Source organism: Mesorhizobium sp. M1348 (genome assembly GCF_040317925.1).
Classification (GTDB): Bacteria; Pseudomonadota; Alphaproteobacteria; order Rhizobiales; family Rhizobiaceae; genus Mesorhizobium.
The window spans coordinates 140,187-166,728 of sequence record NZ_JAMYLH010000014.1; the positions used below are offsets into that span (position 1 = coordinate 140,187).

Annotated in this window: 24 protein-coding genes and 1 other RNA gene; 7 read left to right on the plus strand and 18 right to left on the minus strand. The window is 62.6% G+C overall.

The window, feature by feature from the left end:
* Positions 1 to 12: 12 nt before the first annotated feature.
* From NKH13_RS22335 to ffs, 7 genes are all read right to left on the minus strand, one after another.
* On the minus strand, positions 13 to 1,656 hold the full coding sequence (locus tag NKH13_RS22335) for an ABC transporter substrate-binding protein (protein WP_352721731.1): 1,644 nt from the start codon (positions 1,654 to 1,656) through the stop codon (positions 13 to 15).
* A 201-nt stretch (positions 1,657 to 1,857) separates the two neighbouring features.
* Positions 1,858 to 3,135, minus strand: a complete 1,278-nt coding sequence (locus NKH13_RS22340) for a lytic murein transglycosylase (RefSeq protein ID WP_502908368.1) — start codon at positions 3,133 to 3,135, stop codon at positions 1,858 to 1,860.
* 26 nt (positions 3,136 to 3,161) lie between these two features.
* The gene (recR, locus tag NKH13_RS22345) at positions 3,162 to 3,767 is read right to left on the minus strand and encodes a recombination mediator RecR (RefSeq protein WP_352493754.1); all 606 of its coding nucleotides are present in this window, start codon (positions 3,765 to 3,767) and stop codon (positions 3,162 to 3,164) included.
* A gap of 381 nt (positions 3,768 to 4,148) precedes the next feature.
* A complete protein-coding gene (locus NKH13_RS22350; protein WP_352914379.1) occupies positions 4,149 to 5,087 on the minus strand; it encodes a cell wall hydrolase in 939 nt (312 codons plus the stop codon).
* A gap of 422 nt (positions 5,088 to 5,509) precedes the next feature.
* Positions 5,510 to 5,833: a YbaB/EbfC family nucleoid-associated protein gene (locus NKH13_RS22355; RefSeq protein ID WP_292662242.1), complete on the minus strand. Its 324-nt coding sequence runs from the start codon at positions 5,831 to 5,833 to the stop codon at positions 5,510 to 5,512.
* Positions 5,834 to 5,864: 31 nt separating this feature from the next.
* Positions 5,865 to 7,691 carry a DNA polymerase III subunit gamma/tau gene (locus NKH13_RS22360; RefSeq protein ID WP_352721725.1) on the minus strand — a complete coding sequence of 609 codons (1,827 nt, stop codon included), beginning with the start codon at positions 7,689 to 7,691 and terminating at the stop codon, positions 5,865 to 5,867.
* A 104-nt stretch (positions 7,692 to 7,795) separates the two neighbouring features.
* Positions 7,796 to 7,892, minus strand: an RNA gene (gene ffs / locus NKH13_RS22365) — signal recognition particle sRNA small type.
* Between the two features lie 359 nt (positions 7,893 to 8,251).
* On the opposite strand from ffs, the gene NKH13_RS22370 reads away from it, so the two are divergent.
* From NKH13_RS22370 to NKH13_RS22380, 3 genes are read left to right on the plus strand one after another with little or no spacing between them, the layout of a single operon-like run.
* A complete protein-coding gene (locus tag NKH13_RS22370; protein WP_023676868.1) occupies positions 8,252 to 8,671 on the plus strand; it encodes an HIT family protein in 420 nt (139 codons plus the stop codon).
* 38 nt (positions 8,672 to 8,709) lie between these two features.
* On the plus strand, positions 8,710 to 9,651 hold the full coding sequence (gene nudC / locus NKH13_RS22375) for an NAD(+) diphosphatase (protein ID WP_352721723.1): 942 nt from the start codon (positions 8,710 to 8,712) through the stop codon (positions 9,649 to 9,651).
* 26 nt (positions 9,652 to 9,677) lie between these two features.
* Positions 9,678 to 9,980: a Dabb family protein gene (locus tag NKH13_RS22380; RefSeq protein ID WP_292662251.1), complete on the plus strand. Its 303-nt coding sequence runs from the start codon at positions 9,678 to 9,680 to the stop codon at positions 9,978 to 9,980.
* Between the two features lie 25 nt (positions 9,981 to 10,005).
* On the opposite strand, the gene NKH13_RS22385 is transcribed toward NKH13_RS22380, so the two are convergent.
* The 9 genes from NKH13_RS22385 to NKH13_RS22425 form a co-directional block, all read right to left on the minus strand.
* Positions 10,006 to 10,947, minus strand: a complete 942-nt coding sequence (locus NKH13_RS22385; RefSeq protein WP_352721722.1) for a 2-hydroxyacid dehydrogenase — start codon at positions 10,945 to 10,947, stop codon at positions 10,006 to 10,008.
* 96 nt (positions 10,948 to 11,043) lie between these two features.
* Positions 11,044 to 12,672 carry an ABC transporter ATP-binding protein gene (locus NKH13_RS22390; RefSeq protein WP_352721720.1) on the minus strand — a complete coding sequence of 543 codons (1,629 nt, stop codon included), beginning with the start codon at positions 12,670 to 12,672 and terminating at the stop codon, positions 11,044 to 11,046.
* Positions 12,669 to 13,169, minus strand: a complete 501-nt coding sequence (locus NKH13_RS22395) for a type II toxin-antitoxin system VapC family toxin (protein WP_352721718.1) — start codon at positions 13,167 to 13,169, stop codon at positions 12,669 to 12,671. Before NKH13_RS22395 ends, NKH13_RS22390 begins: the two co-directional genes overlap by 4 nt.
* Positions 13,169 to 13,402, minus strand: a complete 234-nt coding sequence (locus NKH13_RS22400) for a hypothetical protein (protein ID WP_236379202.1) — start codon at positions 13,400 to 13,402, stop codon at positions 13,169 to 13,171. The genes NKH13_RS22395 and NKH13_RS22400 overlap by 1 nt, the downstream gene beginning before the upstream one ends.
* Positions 13,403 to 13,499: 97 nt before the next feature.
* The gene (locus tag NKH13_RS22405) at positions 13,500 to 14,639 is read right to left on the minus strand and encodes an ABC transporter permease (RefSeq protein ID WP_292662261.1); all 1,140 of its coding nucleotides are present in this window, start codon (positions 14,637 to 14,639) and stop codon (positions 13,500 to 13,502) included.
* Complete coding sequence (locus tag NKH13_RS22410; protein WP_292662264.1) at positions 14,639 to 15,733, minus strand: microcin C ABC transporter permease YejB; 1,095 nt, start codon at positions 15,731 to 15,733, stop codon at positions 14,639 to 14,641. Before NKH13_RS22410 ends, NKH13_RS22405 begins: the two co-directional genes overlap by 1 nt.
* 30 nt (positions 15,734 to 15,763) lie before the next feature.
* On the minus strand, positions 15,764 to 17,632 hold the full coding sequence (locus tag NKH13_RS22415) for an extracellular solute-binding protein (protein WP_352914384.1): 1,869 nt from the start codon (positions 17,630 to 17,632) through the stop codon (positions 15,764 to 15,766).
* Positions 17,632 to 19,515: an extracellular solute-binding protein gene (locus tag NKH13_RS22420; RefSeq protein WP_352914387.1), complete on the minus strand. Its 1,884-nt coding sequence runs from the start codon at positions 19,513 to 19,515 to the stop codon at positions 17,632 to 17,634. The genes NKH13_RS22415 and NKH13_RS22420 overlap by 1 nt, the downstream gene beginning before the upstream one ends.
* A gap of 173 nt (positions 19,516 to 19,688) precedes the next feature.
* Positions 19,689 to 20,342: a c-type cytochrome gene (locus NKH13_RS22425; RefSeq protein ID WP_352467475.1), complete on the minus strand. Its 654-nt coding sequence runs from the start codon at positions 20,340 to 20,342 to the stop codon at positions 19,689 to 19,691.
* A gap of 192 nt (positions 20,343 to 20,534) precedes the next feature.
* Between NKH13_RS22425 and NKH13_RS22430 the strand changes: the two genes are divergently transcribed.
* Entirely contained in the window at positions 20,535 to 21,263 is a 729-nt protein-coding gene (locus NKH13_RS22430; RefSeq protein ID WP_352721714.1) for a 3-deoxy-manno-octulosonate cytidylyltransferase, read from the plus strand.
* A 32-nt stretch (positions 21,264 to 21,295) separates the two neighbouring features.
* On the plus strand, positions 21,296 to 22,159 hold the full coding sequence (locus tag NKH13_RS22435) for a prephenate dehydratase (protein WP_023717847.1): 864 nt from the start codon (positions 21,296 to 21,298) through the stop codon (positions 22,157 to 22,159).
* Positions 22,160 to 22,166: 7 nt separating this feature from the next.
* Here the strand turns inward: NKH13_RS22435 and NKH13_RS22440 are convergent, their stop codons facing one another.
* Positions 22,167 to 22,523 (minus strand): hypothetical protein, encoded by a 357-nt coding sequence (locus NKH13_RS22440; RefSeq protein ID WP_352721710.1) that lies wholly within the window; start codon positions 22,521 to 22,523, stop codon positions 22,167 to 22,169.
* A gap of 54 nt (positions 22,524 to 22,577) precedes the next feature.
* The gene (locus NKH13_RS22445; RefSeq protein WP_352721709.1) at positions 22,578 to 23,522 is read right to left on the minus strand and encodes a class I SAM-dependent DNA methyltransferase; all 945 of its coding nucleotides are present in this window, start codon (positions 23,520 to 23,522) and stop codon (positions 22,578 to 22,580) included.
* Positions 23,523 to 23,629: 107 nt separating this feature from the next.
* Here NKH13_RS22445 and NKH13_RS22450 point away from each other — a divergent pair, with 107 nt between their 5' ends.
* Together NKH13_RS22450 and NKH13_RS22455 are read left to right on the plus strand one after the other, a co-directional pair.
* Complete coding sequence (locus NKH13_RS22450; protein WP_352721707.1) at positions 23,630 to 24,640, plus strand: ligase-associated DNA damage response exonuclease; 1,011 nt, start codon at positions 23,630 to 23,632, stop codon at positions 24,638 to 24,640.
* Positions 24,641 to 24,737: 97 nt separating this feature from the next.
* Positions 24,738 to 26,339 carry a cisplatin damage response ATP-dependent DNA ligase gene (locus NKH13_RS22455; RefSeq protein WP_352721706.1) on the plus strand — a complete coding sequence of 534 codons (1,602 nt, stop codon included), beginning with the start codon at positions 24,738 to 24,740 and terminating at the stop codon, positions 26,337 to 26,339.
* Positions 26,340 to 26,542: the final 203 nt, after the last annotated feature.

Below are 26,542 nucleotides of genomic sequence, written 5' to 3' on the forward strand. Positions count from 1 at the left end.
CGTCCGCCGCCGTCACTCCTTCGAGACGGGGCCGACGAAGTTGGTGTCGAAGCTCGGGCCGAGGGCAAAGCCCTTGAGGTTCTTGCGCAGGCCGGCCACTTCCAGCTGCTGGTGGATGATGACGAACGGGCTGGTATCGAGGATCTTCTTCTCGAGATCCTGGTACATTGCGGCGCGCTTGGCCGCGTCCTTCTCGAGCAGAGCCGCTTCGGTCTGCTTGGTCAGGTCCGGAATGTCCCAGGCGTTGCGCCAGGCCAGCGTCTTGGTCTTGCCTTCATCCGAATTGTCGGGGTTGCTGGCAAAGGTCTGCGCGTTGGAGTTCGGGTCGAAATAGTCCTGGCCCCACTGGCCGATATAGATGTCGTGGTTGCGGGCGCGGTATTTGGTCAGCGTCTGCTTGCCGTCGCCGGGGATGATCTCCAGCTTGATGCCGGCCTGTCCCAGCGTCTGCTGGATGGATTCCGCCATGCCCGTCGTCGGCTGCCCGGTGCGCACGTCCATGGTGACGCTGAAGCCGTCGGCGAGACCCGCCTTGGCAAGCAGTTCCTTGGCCTTGGCGACGTCCAACTTGAACGGGTTCTCGTCCAGTTCGCCGAGCACGCCCTTGGGCAGGAAGGTCTGGTGGATCTCGCCGATCCCCTTGAGGATGGTCGAGCTCAAGGCGTCGTAGTCGACCAGATATTTGAAGGCCTGGCGAACCTCGGGCTTGGCGAGATTCGGGTTCTTCTGGTTGAGGCTGATATAAAAGACCGTGCCCTTCGGTGCGCTGGTGGTGGTGAGGTCGGCATTCTTGGCGATCGCATCGAGGTCGTTCGGCTCGAGATTGCGGGCAACGTCGATGTCGCCGGCTTCCAGCGCCAGACGCTGGCCGGAGCTTTCCTTCATGTTGCGATAGATGACCCGCGCAAGCTTTGCCTTTTCACCGTTGTAATTGTCGTTGCGCTCGAGGACGACGGCCTCGTTGGCGCGCCATTCGCGCAGCTTGAAGGCACCGGAGCCGGCATAGCCGGTCTTCAGCCAGGCATTGCCGAAATCATTGTCCCATTTGTAATCGGCGCTCGGCGTGACCGCGGCGACATGCTCCTTGACCAGCTTGGCGTCGACGACCGAGGCGACCGTCGCCGACAGGCAGTTCAGCACGAAGCTCGGCGCATAGGCCTTGTCGACGGTGAACTGGAACGTCGTATCATCAACAGCCTTGGCCTTCTCGGTGACGTTGCCGCCATCGATGCCGAACTGGCCGATAATAAAGGCCGGGCTCTTGTCGAGCTTGATGGCGCGCTCGAACGAATAGGCGACGTCCGCCGCCGTGATCGGATTGCCGGAAGCGAATTTGAGGCCGGGCTTGAGCTTGAATGTGTAGGTCAGGCCATCGTCGGAGACGCTCCAGCTTTCCGCGAGATCGCCCTTGACCTTGGAGGTGTCGCTGAGGTCGAGGCGCACCAGAAGATCATAGGTGTTGCCGGTGATTTCGGCGGTCGACAATTCGAATGCCTCGCCCGGATCCATGGAGATGATGTCGTCGATGGCGAAACCCTCGACCAGCGTGTCGGCGGGCGTGACCGCGAAGGCAGGCGCACCGGCCAGAAGTAGCGCGGACATTGCCGCGCCCGCGAGCAAGAAGCGGGAGCGTAGAGCAAACTTTTCCATCATCATTTTAACTGTTCCCTGTTTTTGTTGACCTGAGTTCCCGGCTCAGGGTTGTGGCATTTCTTGCCGCGTCGAACGGTGATCCCCGGACCGTTGTCTAGGCAATTTTTTGTGCAGTTCCGGCTCACCATATCCGGCGGTTTCGAGCGCGGCAACGAGCATTTGCAGAACGGTTGATTGGGCCAGACCGGCGGTGCGAAAACCCGGCTATTTCAGCGCGGTAACCAGGTCGGCGTCGGGAAAGCAGGTGGCGGAACGGCCGTTGCTGGCCTGCCATTTGCCGATCGAGCGGCGCGTCTTGAAGCCGGGCAGGCCGTCGGCGCTGCCGACATCATAACCCTTTGCCTCCAGCGCCCGCTGCAGGGCGGCGATGTCGGAGCGGTAGAGCCCGCCGACCGCGCCCCAATTGCCCGAGAAATTGCTGTCGCCATGGGCGATGCGATCGGCGCCATGGCCGATGAACAGGGCATAGAGATCGCTGGTGTTATACTGCTTCAGCACATAGAAATTGGGGGTGACGATGAAGGCCGGGCCGCTGCGTCCCGCCGGCATCAAAAGAAAACCTTCGGCTTTCAGTTCGCTCGCCGGAAACGGTTTGCCCGACACGCGCCTGATGCCCATATCAGCCCATTGCGAAATCTTCCTGCCCTGGTCGGGACCTTCGAGCGAGCACGAGACGCTGTCCGGCACCGTCACCTCGAAGCCCCAGCCGCGGCCCCTGACCCAGCCATAATGCACGAGATAATTGGCGATCGATGCCAGTATGTCGGGCGTCGAATTCCAGATGTCGGTGCGGCCGTCGCCGTCGAAATCGACGGCATGCTTCAGAAACGATGTCGGCATGAACTGCGGCTGGCCAAGCGCGCCGGCCCAGGACGATTTCATCGCGTCGACCGGGGCAAGCCCGCGCTCGACAATCTCGAGCGCCGCCAGCAGCTCGGTGCGGAAGAACGCCTTCTTCGTCGACATGAACGCCTTGGTGCCCAGCACCTCGAAGGCGTCATAGGGCAGCTTTGCCGCACCGAAGCCGCTCTCGCGGCCCCAGATCGCCAGCAGCACTTCGCCAGGCACGCCGTAGCGTTTCTCGATCGCGGCAAGCGTGCTGGCGTTGGCCGCCTCGCGGGTGCGGCCGCCGGCGGTCACCGCTCGGACTATCCTTTCGGCGAAATAGGCGCCGGGCGAACCGAACTCGGCCTGATGCTGCTTCTGCGGCGTCGTCGCCCTCTCGCCCGGCTTCACCAGGTCGGGCAGCTTGAGGTTCGGCTTGACGCCGTCGAAGGCGGCATCGAAGGTTTTCTTTGAGATACCTTTGGCCTTGGCTTCGGGCCAGAGGTTGTTGCCAAGCCAGGCGCGGAACTGGTCGTCGATCTTTGCCCCGGAGGCGGGGGTGGCGAGGAGGAAGGCGATAAGGGCTGCAAACAGGGAAAGCAGAGCCAATCGGAGAGGTTTGGGTTCCTGCGGACGGAGTGCCAAGTTTGCAGTCATCATTCGCACCCTCCCCGCAGCTCGCCTCAAAACGCCGTCCGCGAGCGCAGTGCGGCGGCCAGCGTGCCTTCGTCGAGATAATCGAGCTCGCCGCCGACCGGAACACCGTGCGCCAGGCGCGTCACCTTGATGTCGAAGCCGGAAAGCTGGTCGGTGAGATAATGTGCGGTGGTCTGGCCCTCGACGGTGGCATTGACGGCGAGGATCACTTCCTTGACCTCGCCGCCGGCGACGCGATCGACCAGCGAGCGGATGTTGAGCTCATCGGGGCCAATGCCGTCGAGCGGCGACAGCGTACCGCCGAGCACATGGTAACGCACGTTCATGGCGGTCGCCCGCTCCAGCGCCCAAAGGTCGGCCACGTCCTCGACGACGATGAGCGTGGTGGGGTCGCGGCGCGGGTCGGTGCAGATCATGCATGGATCTGAGGTGTCGACATTGCCGCAGGTCGAGCAGATGCGCACCTTGTCGACCGCCTCGCCCATGGCGGCGGCGAGCGGCGCCAGCAGCTGCTCCTTCTTCTTGATGAGGTGGAGCGCGGCGCGCCGTGCCGAACGCGGACCGAGCCCCGGCACCTTGGCCAGCAGCTGGATCAGGCGTTCGATCTCGGGACCGGCGATTCGCTTCGACATCGCACCGGTTTAGACCATGATCCCGAAAAGTGGAAACCGGTTTTCGGAAAAGATCATGGTCAAACAAGACGATAGAGCCCCATTCCGATCTTTCGGAATGGATCAGGCTCTATGATTTTTCAACGGGTTTTGGAACACTGCTGGGGCGCGTGCTGTTCAACGCGCAAAGAGGCAATCGCCCGGGTTTGCGCCGCCCCTCATTGCCCTGCCGGGCATTTCTCCACGTATAGTGACGGGGAGAAAGGGCTGACCGCAACCTCGGCACCCTTTTTGTAGCGCCGGAAATTGGCGAAATCCTTGGCAAAGGCGTCCTGCTCCCCGTCACTATACGGGGAGAAGATGGCGGCAGCCAGATGAGGGGCGGCGCCGACGTTGACCGCCTCAGTTGTCTTCTAGCGGCCGGGTCTGGCCGGCGATCATCGCGCCGATGGCGTCGGTGTTCTCGGGCGTCGCCTCGAATGACATTGTCGGCTCTGCCGGCGCGGCCTGGAAGGAGGTGACAGGCCGCTCGCTCACGGTTCCGCCAAAACGGGCCGCATCGGGCTCCTGCATTGGTTCTTGCAGCGCCACAAGCATCGGCTTCTCCGCCGTCGCCCTCTCCGCGGTTGCCATTCCGGCAGTCACCCTTGTCTGCTTTGCCGGCTGCGATGCAGCGGCGGTCACATAGGTCGCCTTGGCGAATGTCGGCTTGACCTCGCGTGCCGGCTCCGCCGAGGCGACAAGTATGGCCTGAGCGGCAGGCGCTTGCGGCTTGGCCTGGGCAATGGCAATCACGGGCTCGTCCGGCAGCGGCTGCCAGTTGCGGCCGCGCTTTTCATAAAAGGCATTGCCGCCCGCGACCATGGTGTAGTGCATGTTCTTGTAGGGGAAGCGCAGGCCGGCGGTGTGGAAATACATCGTGTTCTTCAGCTTGGCTTTGCGCTCGCCCTTGAGCACCGCCTCGGCGGCTTCCTCGACGTCGGGCATCGCCTTCGAATTCATCGGCCGTGTCATGACGCCCGGCGCGAACTGGCCGCGCTCGCCAACCACTTCGCAGATGGTGTCGCCGTGCTTGCCGGACCGCAGCCGGTTCATCACCACCGTGCCGACCGCAATCATGCCGTCACGGCTCGACCGGTTAGACTCGAAGAACATTGCCCGCTCCAGGCACTCCTTCTCCTTGGGCGTGGAATTGTAGGAGCGCGAGCTCAGGAAACCCGGCGTAATGGCATCGGTCAGGCTGGACATGCCGTGCGAGGCGGTCTGACTGCAAGCGGCCAAAAACAGCGGCGAGACAACGACGCCGAGCCGCAACGGCGTCTTCCATCGGGTAGAGATCAAACAGGCGTCCCCTCATTCTGCTGCCAGCCCGCCCCTGGTTGCGGCAAGAATGAGACACTTTCGGGCAAAAAGATGGCTAAAGCGTTATTAAGTGTGGGGAGTTGCCCAATAGACACAGCTGGCGGGCGAAGAGCGTTGGATCGCTGCCCTCTTCGGTCAGGTGCCGGCATGGTTCCAAGGATTCATGCCGTGACCTTGGGGCGCCGCAATCTCCGCAGGAGGGCTTGCCCAAGCCTGGAGAGATTGGTTCAGTCGACGCGGTAACTGTAAACACAGCTCGAGGTGTGCTGAGATTCAGGTCAGGCCGAGCCGAAAATGGTGGCTTCCGAGAACCCGGAGCGGAGCGTACTTTTCGTACGTGAGCACCGGAAGCGCAGGAAGCCGCCGTTTGCAGGCCGGCATCACCTGAATATCAACACACCTTAGAACGGCAGCTTCATTCCCGGCGGGATCGGCAGTCCCGCGGTCAGCGCCTTGGTCTTCTCCTGCATGGTCTGCTCGACCTTGGTCCTGGCGTCGTTGTGGGCAGCGAGCAGCAGGTCCTCGAGAATCTCGACCTCGTCCTCCTTGAACAGCGCCGGGTCGATCTTCAGCGACTTCATCTCGAATTTGCCGGTCAGCGTCACGCTGACCAGGCCGCCGCCGGCCTGCCCGGTGGCTTCCAGCGTGGCGATCTCATCCTGCATGGCCTGGAACTTGGCCTGCATTTCCTTTGCCTTGCCCATCAGGCCAAGAAGATCTTTCATCGCACTGTCCTTTGCAGTTGGTGCTGGTTGTTCAGGTTTCGTCGTCGTCAGGCGGCGGCTCGACCGGCATTTCGGCCTCGGCCGCATCGGCTTCCGGCGCGTCGGGAATGCGCACGTCGATGATCTTGGCGCCGGGAAAGCGCGCCAGGATGGCGGCGACCGTCGGGTCGCTCTTGGCATCGAGGAAGGCGTTTTCGCGCTTTGTCGATTCCATCTCTGCCAGCGTCTGGCCGCCCTCCTCCCTCGACAGCGACACCAGCCAGTTCCGGCCGGTCCAAGCGCGCAGCTTGGCGGTCAAATCATTGAGCAGCATCTTCGGCGCATCGTCGGTCAGGCTGACGTCGATACGGCCGGGCTCGATGCGCACCAGGCGCACGCAACGCTTCACCAGCACCTTGAAGGCCATGTCGCGCTGGGCGTCGGCAAGGGCGACAATGTCTGCCAGCGATTTCACCGGCACCGGCGGCGCCTCGACCGCCGGCTCCGGCGGAGCAACGAAGTTCGTCGGCACGGGCTCGGCCTCGATCAGGCGCATCGTCTGCGCGCCGCCATTGGCCGTCGGCATCCGCGCCTGCGCCACGGCGCCGGCACCACCGCTTGCAGGCGCATGGTTTGCAGGGCCGGGGCTTGCCGGCGTGCCATTCACGCGCGGCGCGGCGCCCAGCAGGGTACCGCCGTTCTCCAGCGATTTCAGGGCCTCGTCCAACGTCGGCAGGTCGGCGGCATGGGCCAGCCGGATCAGCACCATCTCGGCGGCGCTGACCGGGCGGTTGGAGGTCTGCACCTCGGGAATGCCTTTCAAGAGCATCTGCCACGTCCGCGACAGCACCTTGACCGACAGCGTGCTGGCGAAATCGGCGCCGCGCCGGCGCTCGTCCTCGGACAGCGAGGCGTCGTCGACGGCAGCCGGCACGAAACGCAGACGGGTGACCAGATGGTTGAACTCGGCAAGGTCGGTCAGCACAGCGGCAGGATCGGCGCCCGTATCGTACTGCGCACGGAATTCGGCAAGTGCCGCGGCGACGTCGCCCTTCATGACATGTTCGAACAGGTCGACGATGCGGGCACGGTCGGCGAGGCCGAGCATGGCACGCACCGCTTCGGCGCTGACCGCGCCGCCGCCATGGGCGATCGCCTGGTCGAGGATCGACTGCGCATCGCGCATCGAGCCTTCGGCCGCGCGCGCGATCATCGCCAGCGCATCGTCTTCGACTTCGATACCCTCCAGACCGGCTATCCTGGCAAGGTCGGCCTTGATCATCGCCGCATCGATGCGCCTGAGGTCGAAACGCTGGCAGCGCGACAGGACCGTGATCGGCACCTTGCGGATTTCGGTGGTGGCGAAGATGAACTTGACGTGCGGCGGCGGCTCTTCCAGCGTCTTCAGCAGGCCGTTGAAGGCCTGGGTGGAAAGCATGTGCACTTCGTCGATGATGTAGACCTTGTAGCGCGCCGACACCGGGGCGTAGCGCACACGTTCGATGATGTCCCTGATGTCGTCGATTCCGGTATGCGAGGCGGCGTCCATCTCGATGACGTCGACATGGCGGCCTTCCATGATCGCCTGGCAATGCTCGCCGAGCACAGCAAGGTCGACGGAAGGCTGGTCGACCGTCGGTGTTTTGTAGTTCAGGGCCCGCGCGAGGATGCGCGCGGTCGTCGTCTTGCCGACGCCGCGCACGCCGGTCAGCATCCAGGCCTGGGCGATGCGGCCGGTGGCAAAGGCATTGGTCAACGTGCGGACCATCGGCTCCTGGCCGATCAGCTCGGAGAAATTCGACGGTCGGTATTTGCGCGCCAGCACGCGATAGGCGGCAGGCTTGTCCAATTTCCCGGCCTCGTTTCCGGCTTCGCTCATTCGCCCGTTAAGCTCCAAGGGCTGCCACTGGAGGCGGCCGATTCCTGCGCATAGTTTCGCCCGCACGGCTTGGCGCCGTCAATGTCGGGGCAAAAGGCGAAGAGGCGGGAGGCTGGAACAATGACCCGTTCCGGGCTCGTTAGGGCTGCTTCCTTCCGGACCTGACCCGGTTGGCGAGTGGACCGTCCACCACCAACCTCCCAGCCTCCATATCGGCAATCCGGCGATGAAATGCAAGTGCGGATGATAGAGGTCGTGAGCGACGACGACAGCTGAAACCAAAAACCCGCCTCGGCGGGCGGGTCGTTGGTGCGAATAATCACCATAGCGAGATTAGTAGCATAGCTGCCGGCACAAAGCAAGAACAAAATGTGGCCGTGATCAAAATTGTCGACCTCGGCGGGGCAGCGCCCAACCTGATGCAATTTGCCCGGGCCCTCACTTCTTCGCGCACAATAAGCGCCACGACGGCCAATGTTGCTTGCTGCCCCTTGCGGCCCTTCGGAAGCCGCTCTAGCGTCGATGGAGTTCAAAAAACGTCAAAAGTGAGGGAAACGCCGATGCTGCCGGGCCTCAAGGCCGGATTCACGCTTGACGCCCAGCTGGAAGCCGACAGCGAACAGCTGATGTGGCTCGGCCTGTGCGAATTGCGCGTCATGAACGACCGCCGCTGGCCATGGCTGCTGCTGGTGCCGCAGCGGCCGGGCATCGAGGAAATCCACGATATGACGCCGCTCGACCAGGCGATGCTGACCTTCGAGACCAACATGGTGGCGCTGGCGCTGAAGCGCGTGACCGGCTGCACCAAGATCAACACCGGCGCACTCGGCAACATCGTGCGACAGTTGCATGTACACGTCATTGCGCGCTCGGAAGGCGATCCCGGCTGGCCCGGCCCGGTGTGGGGGCACGGCCTGCGTGAGCCCTATCAGCGCTCCGACCTTCGCAAGTTTGCGGAAAAGATCAAGGCAGCGCTATAAGCCTCTCCCGTGTCCACCTTGAACCTTCCCGAGTCTGCATGAGCTTTCGCCTGTTTGACGCGCCCTTGCGCGAGCCGAGCCAGTTCGTCGGCTTCGCCGGCAACATTATCGACCGGCAGTCCGAAAACCGCGCCGATGATTCCGTCGAAAAGGCGCTCGCCGATCCCTCGGCGCGGCTTTTGCTGATGCGTGGCGGCCGGCTCTATTTGAAGCTTGCGCAAGGCGCATTCGACCCCTGGTTCGGAGCGGCCGAAAGCCGGCCGCTCGAAGCATCGCTCGAAAACGGCGTCCTGCTCGGCTTTTCCGAAAGCGGCCCGGTGCTGGCGGTGCCGGCCGGGGTCGAGCCCGAGCAGCTTCCCGAGGCGATCAAGGCGATCGACTATCGCTCGGTCTATATGCAGGGGCTGATCGACGAAGCGGCGGCCGGCGCGCTGGCGCAAGGGGCGGCGCTGCTCGCCTGGCATGCCAGCCATCGCTTCTGCAGCAAATGCGGCACCGAAGCCGAGATGCGGGCGGGCGGTTACAAGCGGCGTTGCCCGGCCTGCGGCACCGAGCACTTTCCGCGCACCGACCCGGTGGCGATCATGCTGACGGCAACGCCCGAAAAATGCCTGCTCGGCCGCGGCCGGCACTTCGGGCCCGGTATGTATTCGGCGCTCGCCGGTTTCATCGAGCCGGGCGAGACGATCGAGGCGGCGGTGCGCCGCGAAACGCTGGAGGAAGCCGGCATCCGGCTTGGCCGCGTCGTCTACCACGCCAGCCAGCCTTGGCCGTTCCCCTATTCGCTGATGATCGGCTGCTTCGGCGAACCGCTCAACGACGATATCCAGCCCGACCTCAACGAGTTGGAAGATTGCCGCTGGTTCTTTCGCGACGAGGTGCTCTCGATGCTGGCCCGCGAGCATCCGGGCGGCCTGGTGACGCCGCCGAAGGGGGCGATCGCCTATAACCTGATCCGCGCCTGGGCCGACAGCGCATAGCAGGATCGACATCGCAGGAGCAGAAAATGATCCGTCACACCGTCGTGTTCACGCTAAAACACCCGCCGCATTCGCTCGAGGAAAAAAGGTTCCTCGCCGACGCCAAGAGGATCCTCACGGCGATAAAGGGCGTCACGCATTTCGAGCAGTTGCGGCAGGTCAGCCCCAAGAACGACTACCGCTTCGGCTTCTCGATGGAGTTCGCCGACCAGCGGGCCTATTCCGGCTATAACGACCATCCCGACCACGTCGCCTTCGTCCGCGACCGCTGGATCCCGGAGGTCGCGGCGTTTATGGAGATCGACTACGTGCCGCTTGGCTGGGGCTGAGACTGGAAAGCGGCGCTCTAGAAAATCAATACCCCGCGTCGCGATCCACCACATTTTCCAGCGCTTCGCCGCGCTCGAAGGCGTCCATCTGGCGCAGCATGATCGGCGCCAGGTGGACCGGATCGGAGGTCGCCGCCGCATGCGGCGTCACGAACACTTTCGGATGGCTCCATAGCGGGCTGGTCTTCGGCAGCGGCTCGACCTCGAACACGTCGAGGCTGGCTTCCTTCAGCGTGCCGTCGTCCAGCGCGCGCAAAATGTCGGCGTCCTTCTGCAGCCTGCCGCGCCCGGCATTGATCAGCACCGAGCCGCCGAGCCCGTTGCGCTTGCGCAGCTCCTTCAGCACGCCGTAATTGATGATGCCGTGCGTCTGTGGCGTCAGCGGCAGAAGCACCACCAGGATGTCGGTGGCGTTTAGGAACGGGATCAGGCCGGCCTCGCCCGCGTAAGTCGAGACACCTTGCATCGGCCGGTCGCTGCGCGACCAGCCATTAACGGGAAAGCCGAGTGACAACAGCACCGATGCCGCCGCGCGGCCAAGCGTGCCGAGCCCCATAATGCCGACCGAGATGTCGCTGGCCGGCCGCTGCTGCGGTTCGTGCCAGATCTTCTTCTGCTGCTGGGCGCGGTAGAGCATGCCCTGGCGATGGTGGTCGAGCACCCGCCAGACGACGTATTCGGTCATGTACTGGGTCAGGTTGTCGGCCACCACCTTGACGACCGGTACGTCGGGCAAGGTGGGATCGGCGAAAATGTGGTCGACGCCGGCGCCGATCGAGAAGATGGCCCGCAGATTGGGCAGCGACGACAACAGGTTCGGCCGCTGTTTCCACACCACCGCATAGGTGATCGAGGGATCGCCGGCGCCATTCGGCTCGAGCACCACTTCGCGTTCCGCCGACAGCAGTTCGCGCCAGCGCAGCGGATGAATACCGGTGAGGGCAAGCAGTATGCGGCCTTTTTCCATTGCGGATTGTTTATCCCTTTTTACCAACAGCGTTCGCGTCCCAACGTGCAAGGGCGCGGCAGCGTTTTGATTTTGTGCATGATCTCTGGCGAAAATCTACTCGCTGACGATGCCGACCGGCGCCGTTTCGATCTTGAAGGCGGCCGAGATCAACGCCTTTGTATAGTCGGTCCGCGGGTTGCCAAAAATCTGTTCGGAAGGGCCGGCCTCGACGATCCTGCCATTGCGCATGACGATGACTTCGTTGGCCAGCGCGCGGATGACCCTCAGATCGTGGCTGATGAAGAGGTAGGCGAGGTCATGCTTGGCCTGCAGGCTGCGCAAGAGGTCGACGACCTGCGCCTGCACGCTCATGTCGAGCGCCGAGGTCGGCTCGTCCAGCATGACGAAGCGCGGGTTGAGCACCATGGCGCGCGCGATTGCGACGCGCTGGCGCTGGCCGCCGGAGAATTCGTGCGGATAGCGGTTGCGCGTCGCCGGATCGAGGCCGACTTCCTTCAGCACGTCGACGACACGCTCGTCGCGCGCATCGGGCGACAGTTTCGGCTCGTGGATCTTCAACCCTTCCTCGATGATCTCGGCGACCGACATACGCGGGCTGAGCGAACCGAACGGATCCTGGAAGACGATCTGCAGCTCGCGCCGCAGCGGCCGCATTTCGTTGAAGGACAGCTGATCGATGCCGCGTCCGTTGAACTGGATGGTCCCGGTCGACGAGATCATCCTGGCCAGCGCCAGGCCGAGCGTCGTCTTGCCGGAACCGGATTCGCCGACGACGCCAAGCGTCTGGCCGGCCCGCACCGTGACGTCGATGCCGTCGACCGCCTTCACATTGTCGACGGTGCGCCGGAAGAAGCCCTTCTTGATCGGAAACCAGACCTTGACCTCCTTGCCGACCATCACCGGCTTGGCGGTTTGGTTGGCCGCCGGCGGCTTGCCTTTCGGCTCGGCGGCAAGCAGATGCCGCGTGTAGGCGTGCTGCGGATTGGCGAATATCTCCTTGGTCGGGCCGGTCTCGACGATCTTGCCCTTGGTCATCACGCAGACCCGGTCGGCGATCTTCCTGACGATGCCGAGATCGTGGGTGATGAACAGCATCGACATGTTCTTGCGGCTTTTCAGGCCGGCGAGCAGTTCGAGGATCTGCGCCTGGACGGTGACGTCGAGCGCCGTCGTCGGCTCGTCGGCGATCAAGAGTTCAGGCTCATTGGCCAGCGCCATGGCGATCATGACGCGCTGGCGCTGGCCGCCGGAAAGCTGGTGCGGATAGGCGTCGAGCCGTTTCTCCGGTTCGCGGATGCCGACCTCGTGCAGAAGTTCCAGCGTGCGCGCCTTGGCTTTGCGGTCCCCCAGGCCCTGGTGCAGCTTTAGCACCTCGACGATCTGCTGCTCGATCGTATGCAGCGGGTTGAGCGACGTCATCGGTTCCTGGAAGATCATGGTGATCTTGTTGCCGCGCACCCGGCGCAGGTCCTTCTCGTCGGCGGCAAGCAGGTCGGCGCCGAGGAACAGGATCTTTCCCGACGGGTGGCTGGCGGTCGGATAGGGCAGCAACTTCAGCACCGACAGCGCGGTGACCGACTTGCCGGAGCCGGACTCGCCGACCAGCGCGACCGTCTCGCCCTTGGCGAGGTCGAAGGAGATATGGTCGACGGCGATCGACTGGTCGCCGCCTTGCGTGAAGGCGACGCTGAGGTCTTGTACGGAAAGGAGAGAGGCGGTCATGGCTCAATTTCCGCGACAACCCTGTCCAAGGCGGAAATTTCCGGTCGTATGATCGAAATTTTGGCTGCCATTTGAGGGGGAACGAGACGATTTGGCGCGATAGAATAGGTCTCTTTCAATCTCGTATCCGCAGTCAGAAATTGGGTGCAGCCGAAGTGCATCGCTGTGGAGAGATGGATCGCGTCCGGTAATCTCAAGGAAACGAATTCCGAACGCAACTGTGCTGCGTGCCAGAGAACCTCGCGAGTTACCGCCCCAATTGAGATGAAGGCGTTGCCGATTGATATATTGTCGTAGAGTTCGATCAGTCGCTCATTGTTCTTTCTCAAGGGATCGACCATCAACTCTGCGAGGACGATCTCACTCGTCGTCAGGAAAGGCTGCTTTCTGCCCCCGTTCAGTGAAATGACCTGAAGCAGTTTTTTTGCAAGCGCATCGTTGTTTTCAAAGGCATAGATGAAAATATTGGTATCGACATAAATCCGGACTGCAGCCATCAATCCTCCCACTCATCGCGGAGGGCACGAACACGCGCGACAGCCTCGTCGAGGCTTGTTCCCGGCGCGTTGGCCTGAGCATTCCGCATGAGTTCAAGCAATTGTTCGCGGCCAAGAGGCCTGTTGGCCTCCTCTTCCACTGTCACTTTGACCGAAGCGCTCGGAGCTATGCCTTTTCGCAGTTCATCCGGGAGCTTCGATGCCGGGTAGTGTTCAAGGATGACCCTATTCATAACCCTTTCCTTCCCCAACGCCTTGAGGATACGTCCGCTTTTGTCCGGATTGCCATTCTCGGGAATATAACATGCCGAATGCCAGCCCGCATCGCCCTCATCTGAACGTCTTGCGCGGATCGAAGGCGTCGCGCGTGGCCTCGCCGACGAAGACCAACAGCGACAGCATCAGCGAGATGACGACGAAGCCGGAAATGCCGAGCCATGGCGCGTTGAGATTGCGCTGCGCCTGCTTCAACAGCTCGCCGAGCGAGGCGGCGCCGGGCGGCAGGCCGAAGCCGAGATAGTCGAGCGAGGTCAGCGTCGAGATCGAGCCGCTGAGCAGGAAGGGCAGGAAGGTCAGCGTCGCCACCATGGCGTTGGGCAGCAGATGCCGGAACATGATGGTGACGTTGGACACGCCGAGCGCGCGCGCCGCATTGACATATTCGAAGTTGCGGGCGCGCAGGAACTCGGCCCGGACCACGCCGACCAGTGCCACCCAGGAAAACAGCAGCATCAGCCCGAGCAGGATGAAGAAGCCGGGCGGCAGGATGGCAGCAACGATCAAGAGCAGATACAGCACCGGGATGGCCGACCAAATCTCGATGAAGCGCTGGAACAGAAGGTCGGTCCAGCCGCCGAAATAGCCCTGCAAGGCGCCGGCCGCCACACCGATCAGCGCCGAGCCGGCGGTCAGGATCAGGCCGAACAGCACCGAGACCCTGAACCCGTAGATGACGCGCGCCAGCACGTCGCGGGCCTGGTCGTCGGTGCCGAGCCAGTTCCAGTTGCCGACGATGCAATTGGGGTCCGCCTCGCCTTTCGGATACTGGTTGCAGCGCGTTTTCTTGTCGTAGAGCCAGGACGGCTTGGTCGGTGCTGCCTCTGGAATGGAGTTGTTGACGGTCTGGTAGGAGTAGCGCACCGGCGGCCAGATCATCCAGCCATTGGCATTGATCTCGTCCTGGATGACCGGGTCGCGGTAGTCGGTGACCGCATAGAAGCCGCCGAACTTCTCCTCGGGATAGGCGACCAGGACCGGAAACAGGATCTCGCCCTTGTAGGAGGCGATGATCGGCTTGTCGTTGGCGACCAGTTCCGAACCCAGCGACAGCACGAACAGGAACAGGAAGATCCACAACGACCAGTAGCCGCGCCGGTTGGACTTGAAGTTCTGCAGGCGCCGCTGGTTGAGCGGCGACAGAAAGGGCCGCGCGATCCGTGCCGGCGCCGTTTCGGCTGTGGCCTGCGCCATCAGACGTCTCTCCGCTCGAAATCGATGCGCGGATCGACCCAGGTGTAGATCAGGTCGGACAACAGCCCGACGAACAGGCCAAGCAGCGAGAAGATGTAGAGATTGGCGAAGACCACCGGATAGTCGCGCTGCACCACCGAGTTGAAGCCGAGCAGGCCGAGCCCATCGAGCGAAAAGATGTTCTCGATCAGCAGCGAACCGGTGAAGAACGCCGAGATGAAGGCACCGGGGAAGCCGGCGATGACGATCAGCATGGCGTTGCGAAAGACGTGGCCGTAGAGCACCCGCCGTTCCGACAGGCCCTTGGCGCGGGCGGTGACCACATATTGCTTGCGGATTTCCTCGAGGAAGGAATTCTTGGTCAAAAGCGTCGTCGTGGCGAAGGCCGACAGCACCAGCGCCGTCAACGGCAAGGTCATGTGCCAGAAATAGTCGCCGATCCGCGCCGGCCATGACAATTGGTCCCAATTGTCCGAGGTGATTCCGCGCAACGGAAACCAGTCCCAGAACGAGCCGCCGGCAAACAGCACCATCAGCAATATGCCGAACAGGAAACCCGGAATGGCGTAGCCGACGATGACGACGCCGCTGGTCCAGACATCGAAGGTGGAGCCGTCCTTGACTGCCTTGCGGATGCCGAGCGGGATCGAGATCAAATAGGACAAAAGCGTGATCCACAGCCCGATCGAGATCGACACCGGCATCTTTTCCAGGATCAGGTCGAGCACCGATATGTCGCGGAAATAGCTGTCGCCGAAATCGAAACGGAGATAGTTCCACAGCATCATGCCGAAGCGCTCGAGCGGCGGCTTGTCGAAGCCGAACTGTTTCTCCAGCTTCTTGATGAATTCCGGATCGAGCCCTTGCGCACCGCGATATTTCGAGCCGACGTCGCCGGCCACATCGAAATTGGCGCCGCCGGCATCACCCCCGCCGCCGCCGAGGCGATCGCTGCCGCCCTGGTTGGTCAGCCTGGCGATGACCTGCTCGACCGGCCCGCCCGGAGCAAACTGGATGACGGCAAATGACACCGCCATGATGCCGAACAGGGTCGGGATCATCAACAGGATGCGGCGCAGTATATAGGCGCCCATCAGGCTCTCTGCCTCGCTTGTGCGAAAATCTCAGGCTTTGCCAATCTGTGCCGCCTTGTCTTTGTCGAACCACCACAACGTCTCGACCGGAAAGCCGTAATCCGGCTTCTGAGCGGGAAAGCCGAACATGTCCCAATAGGCCGCTCGGTGATTCGCCTGATAATATGTTGGAATCCAGTCGAGCCGCGCGCGCAAGACCCGATCGAGGGCATTGAGCGCGGTGACGAGTTCGATGCGGGTCTGCGCCTTGCCGGCTGCCTCGATCAGCGCGTCGATGGCTTTGCTTTCCGTACCTGGATAGTTGCGCATCCCCGGCGTTTTCGCCATCCGCGAAGCATAGAGGATCTCTAAACCGTCGGTGGTGGGCGTCGCCCCGATCAACCATGCGAGCATGTTGAAGTCGAAGTCGAAATTGCTCTGCCGCGCTTCAAATTGCGTCGAATCGACCTGCCGGACCGAAGCGTCGATGCCAATCGCCTTCATATTCTCGGACCAGGGCGCCAACATGCGAACCAGGCCCTCGTCCTCGGCCAGCATTTCCACCCGCAGCCGCTCGCCTTTATCGTTGACGACGAAATTGCCCGCTCGCTTCCAGCCGGCTTCGGCAAGCAGCCTCGAAGCCTCGCGCAGCAACTTACGGTCATGGCCAGAACCGTCGGAGACGGGTTGCATCACCGGTTCGCCAAAGGTCTCCGGCGGCAACTCGGCTCGAAATGGCTCCAGCAGTTTCAGTTCCTGGGGCGAGGGTAGGCCCTCGGCCTTGTAATCCGATCGTTCGAAGTTCGATTGCGAACGCTCGTAGGCGCCGAAAAACAGCACCCGCCTGGTCCATTCGAAGTCGAAGCAATAGGCGATTGCCCGTCTCACGCGTATGTCGCGGAATTGTGGACGGCGCTGGTTCAGCGCGACAGCCTGCATGGAGGGCGATTTCTCGCCGGGAAATTCCCGTTTGATGACCCTGCCATCCTTCAGCGCTGGAAAGTCGTAACCGGTCGCCCACACCCGCGATGTGAATTCTTCGCGAAAATGCGTGTCCCCTTTCTTGAAAGCTTCAAACGCTGCCTGGCGATCAAGATAGAAATCGATGCGGATGCGGTCGAAATTATTAAGCCCGCGGTTCACGGCCAGATCGCGGCCCCAATAATCGGCGACGCGTTCATATTCGACAGTCTGCCCGGCCGCGACCCGTCCCGCCCTGTATGGTCCGGAGCTAAGCGGTGGGGTTAACGTCGAGGCGTCGAAATCGTTGGCCGTGTAGAAGGCTTTCGACACGATCGGCATAACAACGATGGCGAGGATATTCTGCGCGGACTGTTGGCCGTTGAAGGCAAGGCTGACTGTAAGCGGATCGATTGCGACCGCATCCGTCATATGCCGCAGCGGTTGGGAAAGATTCGGATGTCCGCGCTCTTTGTAGAGGTTCAATGCGAAGGCAACGTCCTCCGCGGTTAGCGGCGAGCCGTCATGGAAGCGGGCTTGTGGCCGCAGGCTGAAGCGGAAGCCATTGCGGTCCTGCGACAAGGTAACGGATTCGGCAAGCAGGCCGTAGACCGCATCCGGCTCGTCAAGTGCGCTTGTCATCAGCGAATCGAAACAGAGCTCGGTGCGCGGCGGCGAATCCCCCTTCAACACCAGCGAGTTCAACGTGTTGAAAGTCAGGAAGCTTTGATTGAAGGTAGCGTTCGGCGGGGCGAAATTCATCCGGCCGCCCTTGGGAGCGTCCGGGTTGACATAGTCGAAATGCTTGAAATCCGGCGCGTATTTGAGATCGCCGAAGGCGGACAGGCCGTGCAGTTTCACGCCGGTCGGGATCGTGGCGAAAGCCCGGCCGGGCAGCCATGCAGCTGCCGCGGCGGCACCGCCCAGGGCGAGGAAGTAGCGACGGGGCAGCGCCGCCATCAATTGCCACTCTTGTATTTGGCCGCCAGCGCCTTTTCCTTGTCCGGATCGATCCACCAGGAATCCGTGTCCACGCCTAAATAGGCAGGCTGCTTTTCAGGCATGCCGAACTTGTTCCAGTAGGCCAGCCAGACCACCGGCCTATGCCATTGCGGCACGACATAGTAGTTCCATAATAGAACTCGGTCGAGCGCATGGGTGGCAGCAACCAGATCGTCGCGGTCGGTGGCGTAGATAACGCGGTCGACCAGCGCGTCGACAATCGGATCCTTAATGCCCATCAGATTGCGTGAGCCAGGTGCGTCGGCGGCTTTTGAACTCCAGAAGTCGCGTTGCTCGTTGCCGGGCGAATCCGACTGTGGGAAGATCCCCGTCACCATGTCGAAGTCGAAGCTGCGGGTGCGGTTCACATATTGACTGGGGTCAACAATGCGAAGTGCGGCATCAATACCGATCTTTCGCAAATTATCGACGTAGGGATTTGCGATGACTTCGTCTGTCGGGTCCCGTCCCAGGATCTCCAGCTTGAATTGCTGGCCCGTTTGGGCATTGACCATTTTGCCGCCCTTGATGACCCAACCAGCCTTGGCGAACAGGTCGACCGCGGACTTCAGGTATTTACGCTCCGCCTGCGGCGTGTCGTAGACCGGCAGTTTGAATTCCTCGGTGAACACTTCAGGCGGCAGCTTGTCACGATATTGCTCGAGAATCTCCAGCTCCTTGCCTTTCGGCAGGCCGCTGGACGCCAGGTCGGTGCCCTGGAAATAGCTGCTCGTGCGGGTGTTAAGACCGAAGAACAGCGTACGATTCATGCTTTCGAAATCGAGCACGTCGGTCAACGCCTCGCGTATGCGTCGATCCTGAAACTGCGGACGTCGCAGATTAAGCGCGAAACCCTGCATCGGCTCGGGCGACTCGGTCTTGAACTCCCTCTTGATGACGTCGCCTTGCTTGATCGCGGGAAAGTTATACGCCGTCGACCAGCGTCTGGAGCTGTTTTCCGCGTTGATGTCCTCAAGCCCTCCCTTGGTGAATGCCTGCCAAGCTGCATTCTCATCGAGGATGTAGGTGTACCGCTTCGTGTCGAAATTCTCTCGGCCGATCTTCACCGGCAACTTGGCGGCCCAATAGTCAGGCACGCGCTGCCATACAATTTCCGAACCTGGCTTGAAGCTGGCGATCTTGTAGGCGGCCGAACCCAGCGGCGGCTCCAGCGTCGGCCGGGTGACGTCGCGCTTCTTGCCGTTGGCGTCATTGCCTTCCCACCAGTGCTTGGGCAGTACGACGAGATCGCCGAGAATCTTGGGCAGTTCGCGATTGCCCTTCTGGCTGAAATGGAACTCGACCTCTCGATCGGAGATTGCGACCGCATCGGTAACGTTCTCGAAATAACGGCTATATTGCGGGCTGTTGGCCTTTAGCACCTGGAACGACCAGATCACGTCGTCGACGGTAATCGGCTGACCGTCATGCCACTTCGCCCGCGGATCGAGCCGGTAGGTCGCCGAGGAATAATCGGCCGGATATTTATAGGCTTCAGCGACCAGCGAATGGCTGGTGCTGCCTTCGTCGGTCGCCTGCTCCATTAGCGTGTCGTAGAGCAGACCGCCGCCAAAAGGGACGAAGCCAGCGGCGGCAGAACCCTGGACGATGTAGGGATTGAAGCTGTCAAACGTGCCGGGCGCCACCGAATTCAGCGTGCCGCCCTTTGGTGCATCTGGATTGACATAATCGTAGTGTTTGAAATTGTCGCCGTATTTGGATTCGCCGATCAGCGACGAGGTCGTGCGCCATTCGTCCGCGAAGGCCGCCTGCAGGCCGCCGGCAAAAGCAGCCAGCATCAGCACCGATTTCAGAAGCGTCCGCGCTCGGCCAACCGTCATGCGTTCTCCCCTTCGCGATATAGCGCCGTCACCATAGCGTCTGGGCCCAATCTAGATCATTTGGCGCCGCTGAAAACCGCAACCGAGCGGCTTTGTCGTCGCATATGCATTTTTCCTAACGAAAAAGCCGGGCTGAACCCGGCTTTTTCAAGGATTATGTCATTACAGTTTTGTTATTTTGCGGGTGCGGCCGGAGCGGCTGGCGCCGCGCCTTCTGCCGGCTTGGCAGGGGCTGCACCTTCGGCCGGCTTGGCGGGCGCGTTCTCGGCCGAGGCGCCGGGTGCCGGCAGCGGCTTCGGATTGTCCGACAGCGTGCGCAGATAGGCGATGACGTTGGCGCGGTCCTCATCTTTCGGCAGGCCGGCGAAGCCCATCGCCGTGCCCTTCACGAACTTCTTCGGCGAGGTGATGAAGTGGTTCAGGTTGTCGTAGGTCCACTTCTCGCTGCCGCCCTTGGAGAACTCTTTCATGCCGGCAGAATAGGCAAAGCCCTCATGCTCGGCGACCGGACGGTCGATGATGTCCCACAGATCGGGCCCGACCTTGTTGGGGCCGCCCTTTTCGCCGGAATGACACGCCTGGCATTTCTTGAAGATGGCGGCGCCGGCTTCGGCGTTGGCGGTGGTCAGCAGCTCGGCGATCGGCTTGGCCTCCGCGGCGGGAGCGGCCGGGCCGCCTTCGGCGGGCTCGGTCGCCTCGATGGCGAAGCCGGGCTTTTCCGGCGCTGGAGAGGCAAACAGCGCGTCGGACACGATGCCAACGGAAAAGACAATGAACACGGTGCCGAGGAAAGCGGCGAGCAGCTTGTTGACTTCGTTGGAATCCATACGCCCCAGGCTCCCTTTTCCGGCGGACCGATCCGTCCACTCCGTCCGTCGGTATCGTGAACCACCCTGCGAGGCGGTCAAATCGCGCGGAAACTAGGTCTTTTGCTCCGGCGTTGCAACACCTATAAGGGCGCTGCCAGTGAGACCTTTTGCCACTTTTGTCCTCCTCTTTTTCGAGCCCCTGCCCGCCTCATGTCCACGCTCATCCTGATCCCGGCCCGCATGGCCTCGACCCGCCTGCCGGGCAAGCCGCTGGCCGACATTGCCGGCACTCCAATGATCGTCCACGTCGCCCGCCGCGCCGCCGAAGCGGGGCTCGGCCGGGTGGTCGTCGCCACCGATACGCAAGGCGTTGCGGAGGCGGTGCGCGCGCATGATTTCGAGGCGGTGATGACGCGGGCGGACCACGAAACCGGTTCCGACCGCATCTTCGAAGCGCTGACCATTCTCGACCCTGGCAACAGCGTCGAGACGATCGTCAATGTGCAGGGCGATCTGCCGACTATCGACCCCCTTATTATCGGCGCCGCGCTGAAGCCTTTCGAGGACGCTGCGGTCGATATCGCCACGCTCTGCGTCGAGATCGTCCGCGACGAGGAAAAGACCAATCCGAATGTCGTCAAGCTGGTCGGCTCGCCACTCTCGGCGACACGGCTCAGGGCGCTCTATTTCACCCGCGCCACCGCGCCCTGGGGCGAAGGCCCGCTCTACCATCATATCGGCCTCTATGCCTATCGCCGCGCCGCACTCGAACGCTTCGTTGCGCTGAGGCCGTCGCCGCTGGAGCGCCGCGAGCGGCTGGAGCAATTGCGGGCGCTGGAGGCCGGCATGCGCATCGATGCGGAGATCGTGCAGTCGGTGCCGCTTGGCGTCGATACGCCGGACGATCTCGAACGCGCCAGGGCGCTCCTTTCCAACTAAGAAATTCTTCCCCAATTCCCGAGACTCTGCGCATGCCTGAAAAGACCAACAAAATATCCTTCCAGGGCGAGCCGGGCGCCAATTCCGACACCGCCTGCCGCAACATGTTCCCGTCGATGGAGCCGTTGCCGTGCCCGACCTTCGAGGACGCCTTCAACGCGGTCGAGACCGGCAAGGCCGATCTGGCCATGATCCCGATCGAGAACACCATTGCCGGCCGCGTCGCCGACATCCATCACCTCTTGCCGGAATCGAAGCTGCACATCATCGGCGAATATTTCCTGCCGATCCACTTCCAGCTGATGGTGCTGCCCGGCGTCAGGCGCGACGAGATCAGGACCGTGCACAGCCACATCCACGCGCTCGGCCAATGCCGCAAATACATCCGCAAGAACGGCTGGAAGGCGACGGTTGCCGGCGACACCGCGGGCGCCGCCAAGATGGTCGCCGCGATGAAGGACCGCACCATGGCCGCGCTGGCGCCGGCGCTGGCCTCGACGCTCTACGGGCTCGACATCATCGAGGAGAATGTCGAGGACACCGACAGCAACGTCACCCGCTTCGTCGTGCTGACTAAGAACAAGCAATGGGCCGAACGCCCCTCGGCCGACGCCAGGATGATGACGACCTTCATCTTCCGCGTCCGCAACGTGCCGGCGGCGCTCTACAAGGCGATGGGCGGATTCGCCACCAACGGCATCAACATGACCAAGCTGGAAAGCTACCAGCTCGGTGCGTTTACAGCGACGCTGTTCTACGCCGACATAGAGGGCCATCCCGACGATCCGCTGGTGAAGCTGGCACTCGACGAGTTGCGGTTTTTCTCGCGCGAGATGCGCATACTCGGCGTCTATCCCGCCAGCGCCTCGCGGGAGCAATGGAAGGTGGCGGATTAGGATCCGGTCAGGTCAGGCCGAACTTGTTCTGTTTGGCCGGCTTGCCGCATTCGCGGCGGCTGATCGACCGGTTCATGGCGTCGATCTTGCCGCTTGCCTGGTCGGCGTCACGCTTGGCTTTTGAGCGCGTGTCCGGCGTGAACGGGCCAAAGCCCGTCGCCGGGTTGGAGAAGGACGGCTTGGCGTCCACCGGCAAATGATATTGCTGCGCCAGGCCGTTTCGTTGCGCCAGCAATTGATCGCAAGGCACCTTGTCATATAGCAGCGAGGACTGGACGTTTTCGTCCTGCCGTTCGGACATCGAATTGCCGACGCAGCCGGCCATCGCCAGGCAAGACGCCAAGACCATCATGTTCCAGCGCATGAACGTGCTCCTTGTCTTTCGCAGCTGCCGCGCTCCTGCGCAGCGGCAGGAGTCTTAGCCAGATTTTACGCTGCCGGAAAGCAAGCTTGCCACTACGGCCAGCCCTTCGACCGGTTCGCGGCGATCCTGCCGGATAATCGTTGCCTGCAGCGACAGGACCGAAAAGCCGTTGGCGTCCAGAACCCGCTCTACATAGCTTTGCGAATGCGCGTAGCGGCGGGACGGCAGCAAGGCGAAATCGCCGCTGCCAGACGAGTCGCCGCCGGCGAGCGTCTCGACGGAGAACGCAAACAAACCGCCGCCGGCAAGCATTCCGGCAATCTTATTCACCACCTTGTCGAGTGCGCCGACATAGATGAACACATCGGCCGCCGTAACCAGATCGGCTTTCGGGCCAGAATAGGAAAACTCCTGCAGGTCCGCCTTGACGAGCAGATCGTAGACACCCTTGGCGCGCGCCTGCCTCAGCATGCCGGCCGAGATGTCGTAACCCTCCAGCCGATCCGCTATCGGCCGCAGCTTCTGGCCCATGAGGCCGGTGCCGCAGCCGAGATCGAGCACCAGCGAAAACCGGCCCGCCCGTGCTGCCCGGATGGCGCGGTCGAGGCATTCGGGCAGACGATAGCCGAGCCTGTCGACCAGCTCACCCTCGAAGCTCCCGGCATAGTGGTCGTACAGCGTCTCGACAAAGGCGCTGGGCGGCGCCTGGGCCGCCGCTGTCCTGCCGATCAATTGCAGCTTGAGCACCGCGCCGAGCCTGTCCGCCGGGTCGAGCCGCAGTGCCGTCGTCCAGGCCTGCGCGGCGAGATCGGGCGCGCCCGCCGTCTCCTGCATCTCGCCGAGGCGGAACCAGCCGGCTGCCCATTGCGGCGCCAGTTCGAGCGCGCCGAGCAGCAATTCCGCCGCTGCCGCATGATCGCCGGATGCATAGAGCATTTCGGCATAGTCGGCGCGGCGGTCGGCGGTCAAATCGCCGGACGAGGTCTGGAGCGGTTTCATTGTGATCGAGTTCCGCCGGGTGTTGCAGCCGGCTTGCGCTCTATGCTGGAGTCAGCAGTGACTTACAAAAGGCTTCCCGCGCCGGAATTAGCGCCTATCTTGGGGCCATGCGCGCCAGCGACCTGCTTCATCCCCGGCCGGAAGGGCTGTATTGCCCGCCCGGCGATTTCTTCATTGACCCGGTGCGGCCGGTCAACCGGGCGCTGATCACGCATGGCCATTCCGACCATGCCCGCTCCGGCCACCGCTCGGTGATGGCGACGCAGCAGACGCTCGACATTATGGGCCTGCGTTACGGCGAAGGTTTTGCCGGAACGACGCAAGCCGCGGTGCTCGGCGAGACGATTGCGCTTGGCGGTGTGGCCGTCAGCTTTCACCCGGCCGGCCATGTGCTGGGCTCGGCGCAGATCAAGGTGGCGCATCAAGGTACGTGCATCGTCGCGTCCGGCGACTATAAACGCCAGAAGGACGCGACCTGCGAGCCGTTCGAGCCGCTCAAATGCGACGTCTTCATCACCGAAGCGACGTTCGGCCTGCCGGTGTTCCGCCATCCGCCCGATAGCGAAGAGATCGCCCGGCTGCTGAGATCGACCGAGCAGTTTCCCGAGCGCACGCATCTGGTCGGCGCCTATGCGCTCGGCAAGGCGCAGCGCGTCATGCGCCTGCTGCGCGATGCCGGCTACGAAAAGCCGATCTACATCCATGGCGCGCTGGCCAAGCTCAGCGAGTATTACCAGAGCCAAAATATCGATCTCGGCACATTGGAACCGGCGACCGTCGAGACCGGCCAAAAAAGCGACTTTGCCGGCGCCATCGTCGTCGGCCCGCCATCCGCCTTCGCCGATCGCTGGGCGCGGCGTTTTCCCGATCCGATGTCGTGCTTCGCCTCAGGCTGGATGCGCATTCGCCAGCGCGCCAAGCAGGGCGGCGTCGAGCTGCCGCTGATCATCTCCGATCACTCCGACTGGGACGAACTGACGGCGACGATCAAGGAGACCGGCGCGGAAGAAATCTGGGTAACGCATGGCCGCGAGGAGGCGCTGGTGCGCTGGTGCGAACTCGAAGGCATCGCCGCCAGGCCACTGCATCTCGTCGGTTATGAGGACGAGGGCGATTGATGGCAATTGTTGAACCACCAATCGCGGGCGCCGCGATCCTTCACACCCCCCTCTGGGGTGTGACAGAGCGCAAACCTATCCTGTTGGCGCCCCTCCCATGAACCGCTTCGCCGAGCTTCTCGACCGTCTCGTCCTGACGCCGTCGCGCAATGGCAAGCTGACGCTTTTGACCGACTATTTCCGCAGCGTCGAGGATCCGGATCGCGGGCTGGCGCTGGCGGCCATCACCGGCGATCTGTCCATCGCCGCGGTCAAGCCGGCGATGCTGCGCACGCTGGTGATCGAGCGCATGGATCCGGTGCTGTTCGGCTATTCCTACGACTATGTCGGCGATCTGGCCGAGACCGTGTCGCTGGTCTGGCCGCAAGCGCCGGTCGATATTGCGAACCACGAGCCGACGCTGGCCGAGGTGGTGGCCAAGCTGCAGGCGGCGAGCCGTTCCGACGGGCCGCAAGTGCTGGCCCGGCTGCTCGACAGCGCCAGCACTTCGGCGCGCTTCGCCATCATAAAGCTGGTCACCGGCGGCCTGCGCATCGGCGTCTCGGCGCGGCTGGCCAAGCAGGCGCTGGCCGATTTCGGTAAGGTCGATATCGCCGAGATCGAGGAACTCTGGCACGGGCTGACGCCGCCTTATACGGCGCTGTTCGCCTGGCTGGAGGGCAAGGCGGAAAAACCCAGGAAAACGGCGCTGGCGCTGTTCAGGCCAGTGATGCTGTCGAATGCCGTCGGTGACGGCGATCTCGAAAAGCTCGACCCGGCCGACTACGCGGCCGAATGGAAATGGGACGGCATCCGCGTCCAGGCGGTTTGCGAAGGCGGCATTCGCCGGCTCTATTCGCGCACCGGCGACGATGTCTCCGGCGCCTTTCCGGACCTTGCCGAGGCGATGGATTTTTCCGGCGCCCTCGACGGCGAGCTTCTGGTCGGTGACCCCAGGCAGGCGACGGGCACCTTCTCGGACCTGCAGCAGCGGCTGAACCGCAAGAGCGTGTCACCCAAGATCCAGCAGCAATACCCGGCCTTCATGCGCTGCTACGATGCGCTGCAGATTGGTGACGAGGATGTGCGGGGATTGCCCTTCCGCGAACGGCGCGGCCGGCTTGAGGCCTTCGTGAGGACACTCGATCCGAGTCGCTTCGATATCTCACCACTGGTCGAATTCACCGACTGGCAGGCGCTGGAGGAATTGCGCCGCAAGCCGCTGCATCCGGTCATCGAAGGCGTCATGCTGAAGCGCTGGGATTCGCCTTATGTGGCCGGGCGGCCGAAGGGTCCGTGGTTCAAATGGAAGCGCGATCCGCACACGGTCGACGCGGTGCTGATGTATGCCCAGCGCGGCCACGGCAAGCGCTCGAGCTTCTATTCCGACTACACATTCGGCGTCTGGTCCGGGCCGGAAGGATCGGAGGAGCTGGTGCCGGTGGGAAAAGCCTATTTCGGCTTCACCGACGAGGAACTGAGGCAAATCGACAAATATGTCCGCGACAACACGATCGAGCGCTTCGGCCCGGTCCGCTCGGTGCGTGCCGACCGCAGGAACGGGCTGGTGCTTGAGGTAGCCTTCGAAGGGCTCAACCGCTCGACGCGGCACAAATCCGGCGTTGCCATGCGCTTTCCGCGCATTTCGCGGCTGCGCTGGGACAAGCCGGCGGCCGAAGCCGACCGCATCGAGACTCTGCAGGCGCTGCTCGATAGTTAATGCATGTCGCGCAAGGTGTGCAGCGGTTTTGCGATGACGACATGCGTCAAAACAAGAACCTAAAGCGTGTCGCATGAGGCAGGTCGAACGCGACGTGCTTTAGAGCGGTTCCCCCTTTGACGGAATCAAAGGGGATTCCAGATTTATCTGTTTTGTGATTCAAGATGCTGGCTGGAGTGGAGGCCAGCATCGGATGACCCGAC

Bases quoted from the DNA above. Each gene is read 5' to 3' on its own strand.
- NKH13_RS22335 (WP_352721731.1), bottom strand. From the start codon at position 1,656: ATGATGATGGAAAAGTTTGCTCTACGCTCCCGCTTCTTGCTCGCGGGC.
- NKH13_RS22340 (WP_502908368.1), bottom strand. From the start codon at position 3,135: ATGACTGCAAACTTGGCACTCCGTCCGCAGGAACCCAAACCTCTCCGA.
- recR (WP_352493754.1), bottom strand. From the start codon at position 3,767: ATGTCGAAGCGAATCGCCGGTCCCGAGATCGAACGCCTGATCCAGCTG.
- NKH13_RS22355 (WP_292662242.1), bottom strand. From the start codon at position 5,833: ATGAAAGATCTTCTTGGCCTGATGGGCAAGGCAAAGGAAATGCAGGCC.
- NKH13_RS22360 (WP_352721725.1), bottom strand. From the start codon at position 7,691: ATGAGCGAAGCCGGAAACGAGGCCGGGAAATTGGACAAGCCTGCCGCC.
- NKH13_RS22370 (WP_023676868.1), top strand. From the start codon at position 8,252: ATGCTGCCGGGCCTCAAGGCCGGATTCACGCTTGACGCCCAGCTGGAA.
- nudC (WP_352721723.1), top strand. From the start codon at position 8,710: ATGAGCTTTCGCCTGTTTGACGCGCCCTTGCGCGAGCCGAGCCAGTTC.
- NKH13_RS22380 (WP_292662251.1), top strand. From the start codon at position 9,678: ATGATCCGTCACACCGTCGTGTTCACGCTAAAACACCCGCCGCATTCG.
- NKH13_RS22385 (WP_352721722.1), bottom strand. From the start codon at position 10,947: ATGGAAAAAGGCCGCATACTGCTTGCCCTCACCGGTATTCATCCGCTG.
- NKH13_RS22390 (WP_352721720.1), bottom strand. From the start codon at position 12,672: ATGACCGCCTCTCTCCTTTCCGTACAAGACCTCAGCGTCGCCTTCACG.
- NKH13_RS22395 (WP_352721718.1), bottom strand. From the start codon at position 13,169: ATGGCTGCAGTCCGGATTTATGTCGATACCAATATTTTCATCTATGCC.
- NKH13_RS22400 (WP_236379202.1), bottom strand. From the start codon at position 13,402: ATGAATAGGGTCATCCTTGAACACTACCCGGCATCGAAGCTCCCGGAT.
- NKH13_RS22405 (WP_292662261.1), bottom strand. From the start codon at position 14,639: ATGGCGCAGGCCACAGCCGAAACGGCGCCGGCACGGATCGCGCGGCCC.
- NKH13_RS22410 (WP_292662264.1), bottom strand. From the start codon at position 15,733: ATGGGCGCCTATATACTGCGCCGCATCCTGTTGATGATCCCGACCCTG.
- NKH13_RS22415 (WP_352914384.1), bottom strand. From the start codon at position 17,632: ATGGCGGCGCTGCCCCGTCGCTACTTCCTCGCCCTGGGCGGTGCCGCC.
- NKH13_RS22420 (WP_352914387.1), bottom strand. From the start codon at position 19,515: ATGACGGTTGGCCGAGCGCGGACGCTTCTGAAATCGGTGCTGATGCTG.
- NKH13_RS22425 (WP_352467475.1), bottom strand. From the start codon at position 20,342: ATGGATTCCAACGAAGTCAACAAGCTGCTCGCCGCTTTCCTCGGCACC.
- NKH13_RS22430 (WP_352721714.1), top strand. From the start codon at position 20,535: ATGTCCACGCTCATCCTGATCCCGGCCCGCATGGCCTCGACCCGCCTG.
- NKH13_RS22435 (WP_023717847.1), top strand. From the start codon at position 21,296: ATGCCTGAAAAGACCAACAAAATATCCTTCCAGGGCGAGCCGGGCGCC.
- NKH13_RS22440 (WP_352721710.1), bottom strand. From the start codon at position 22,523: ATGCGCTGGAACATGATGGTCTTGGCGTCTTGCCTGGCGATGGCCGGC.
- NKH13_RS22445 (WP_352721709.1), bottom strand. From the start codon at position 23,522: ATGAAACCGCTCCAGACCTCGTCCGGCGATTTGACCGCCGACCGCCGC.
- NKH13_RS22450 (WP_352721707.1), top strand. From the start codon at position 23,630: ATGCGCGCCAGCGACCTGCTTCATCCCCGGCCGGAAGGGCTGTATTGC.
- NKH13_RS22455 (WP_352721706.1), top strand. From the start codon at position 24,738: ATGAACCGCTTCGCCGAGCTTCTCGACCGTCTCGTCCTGACGCCGTCG.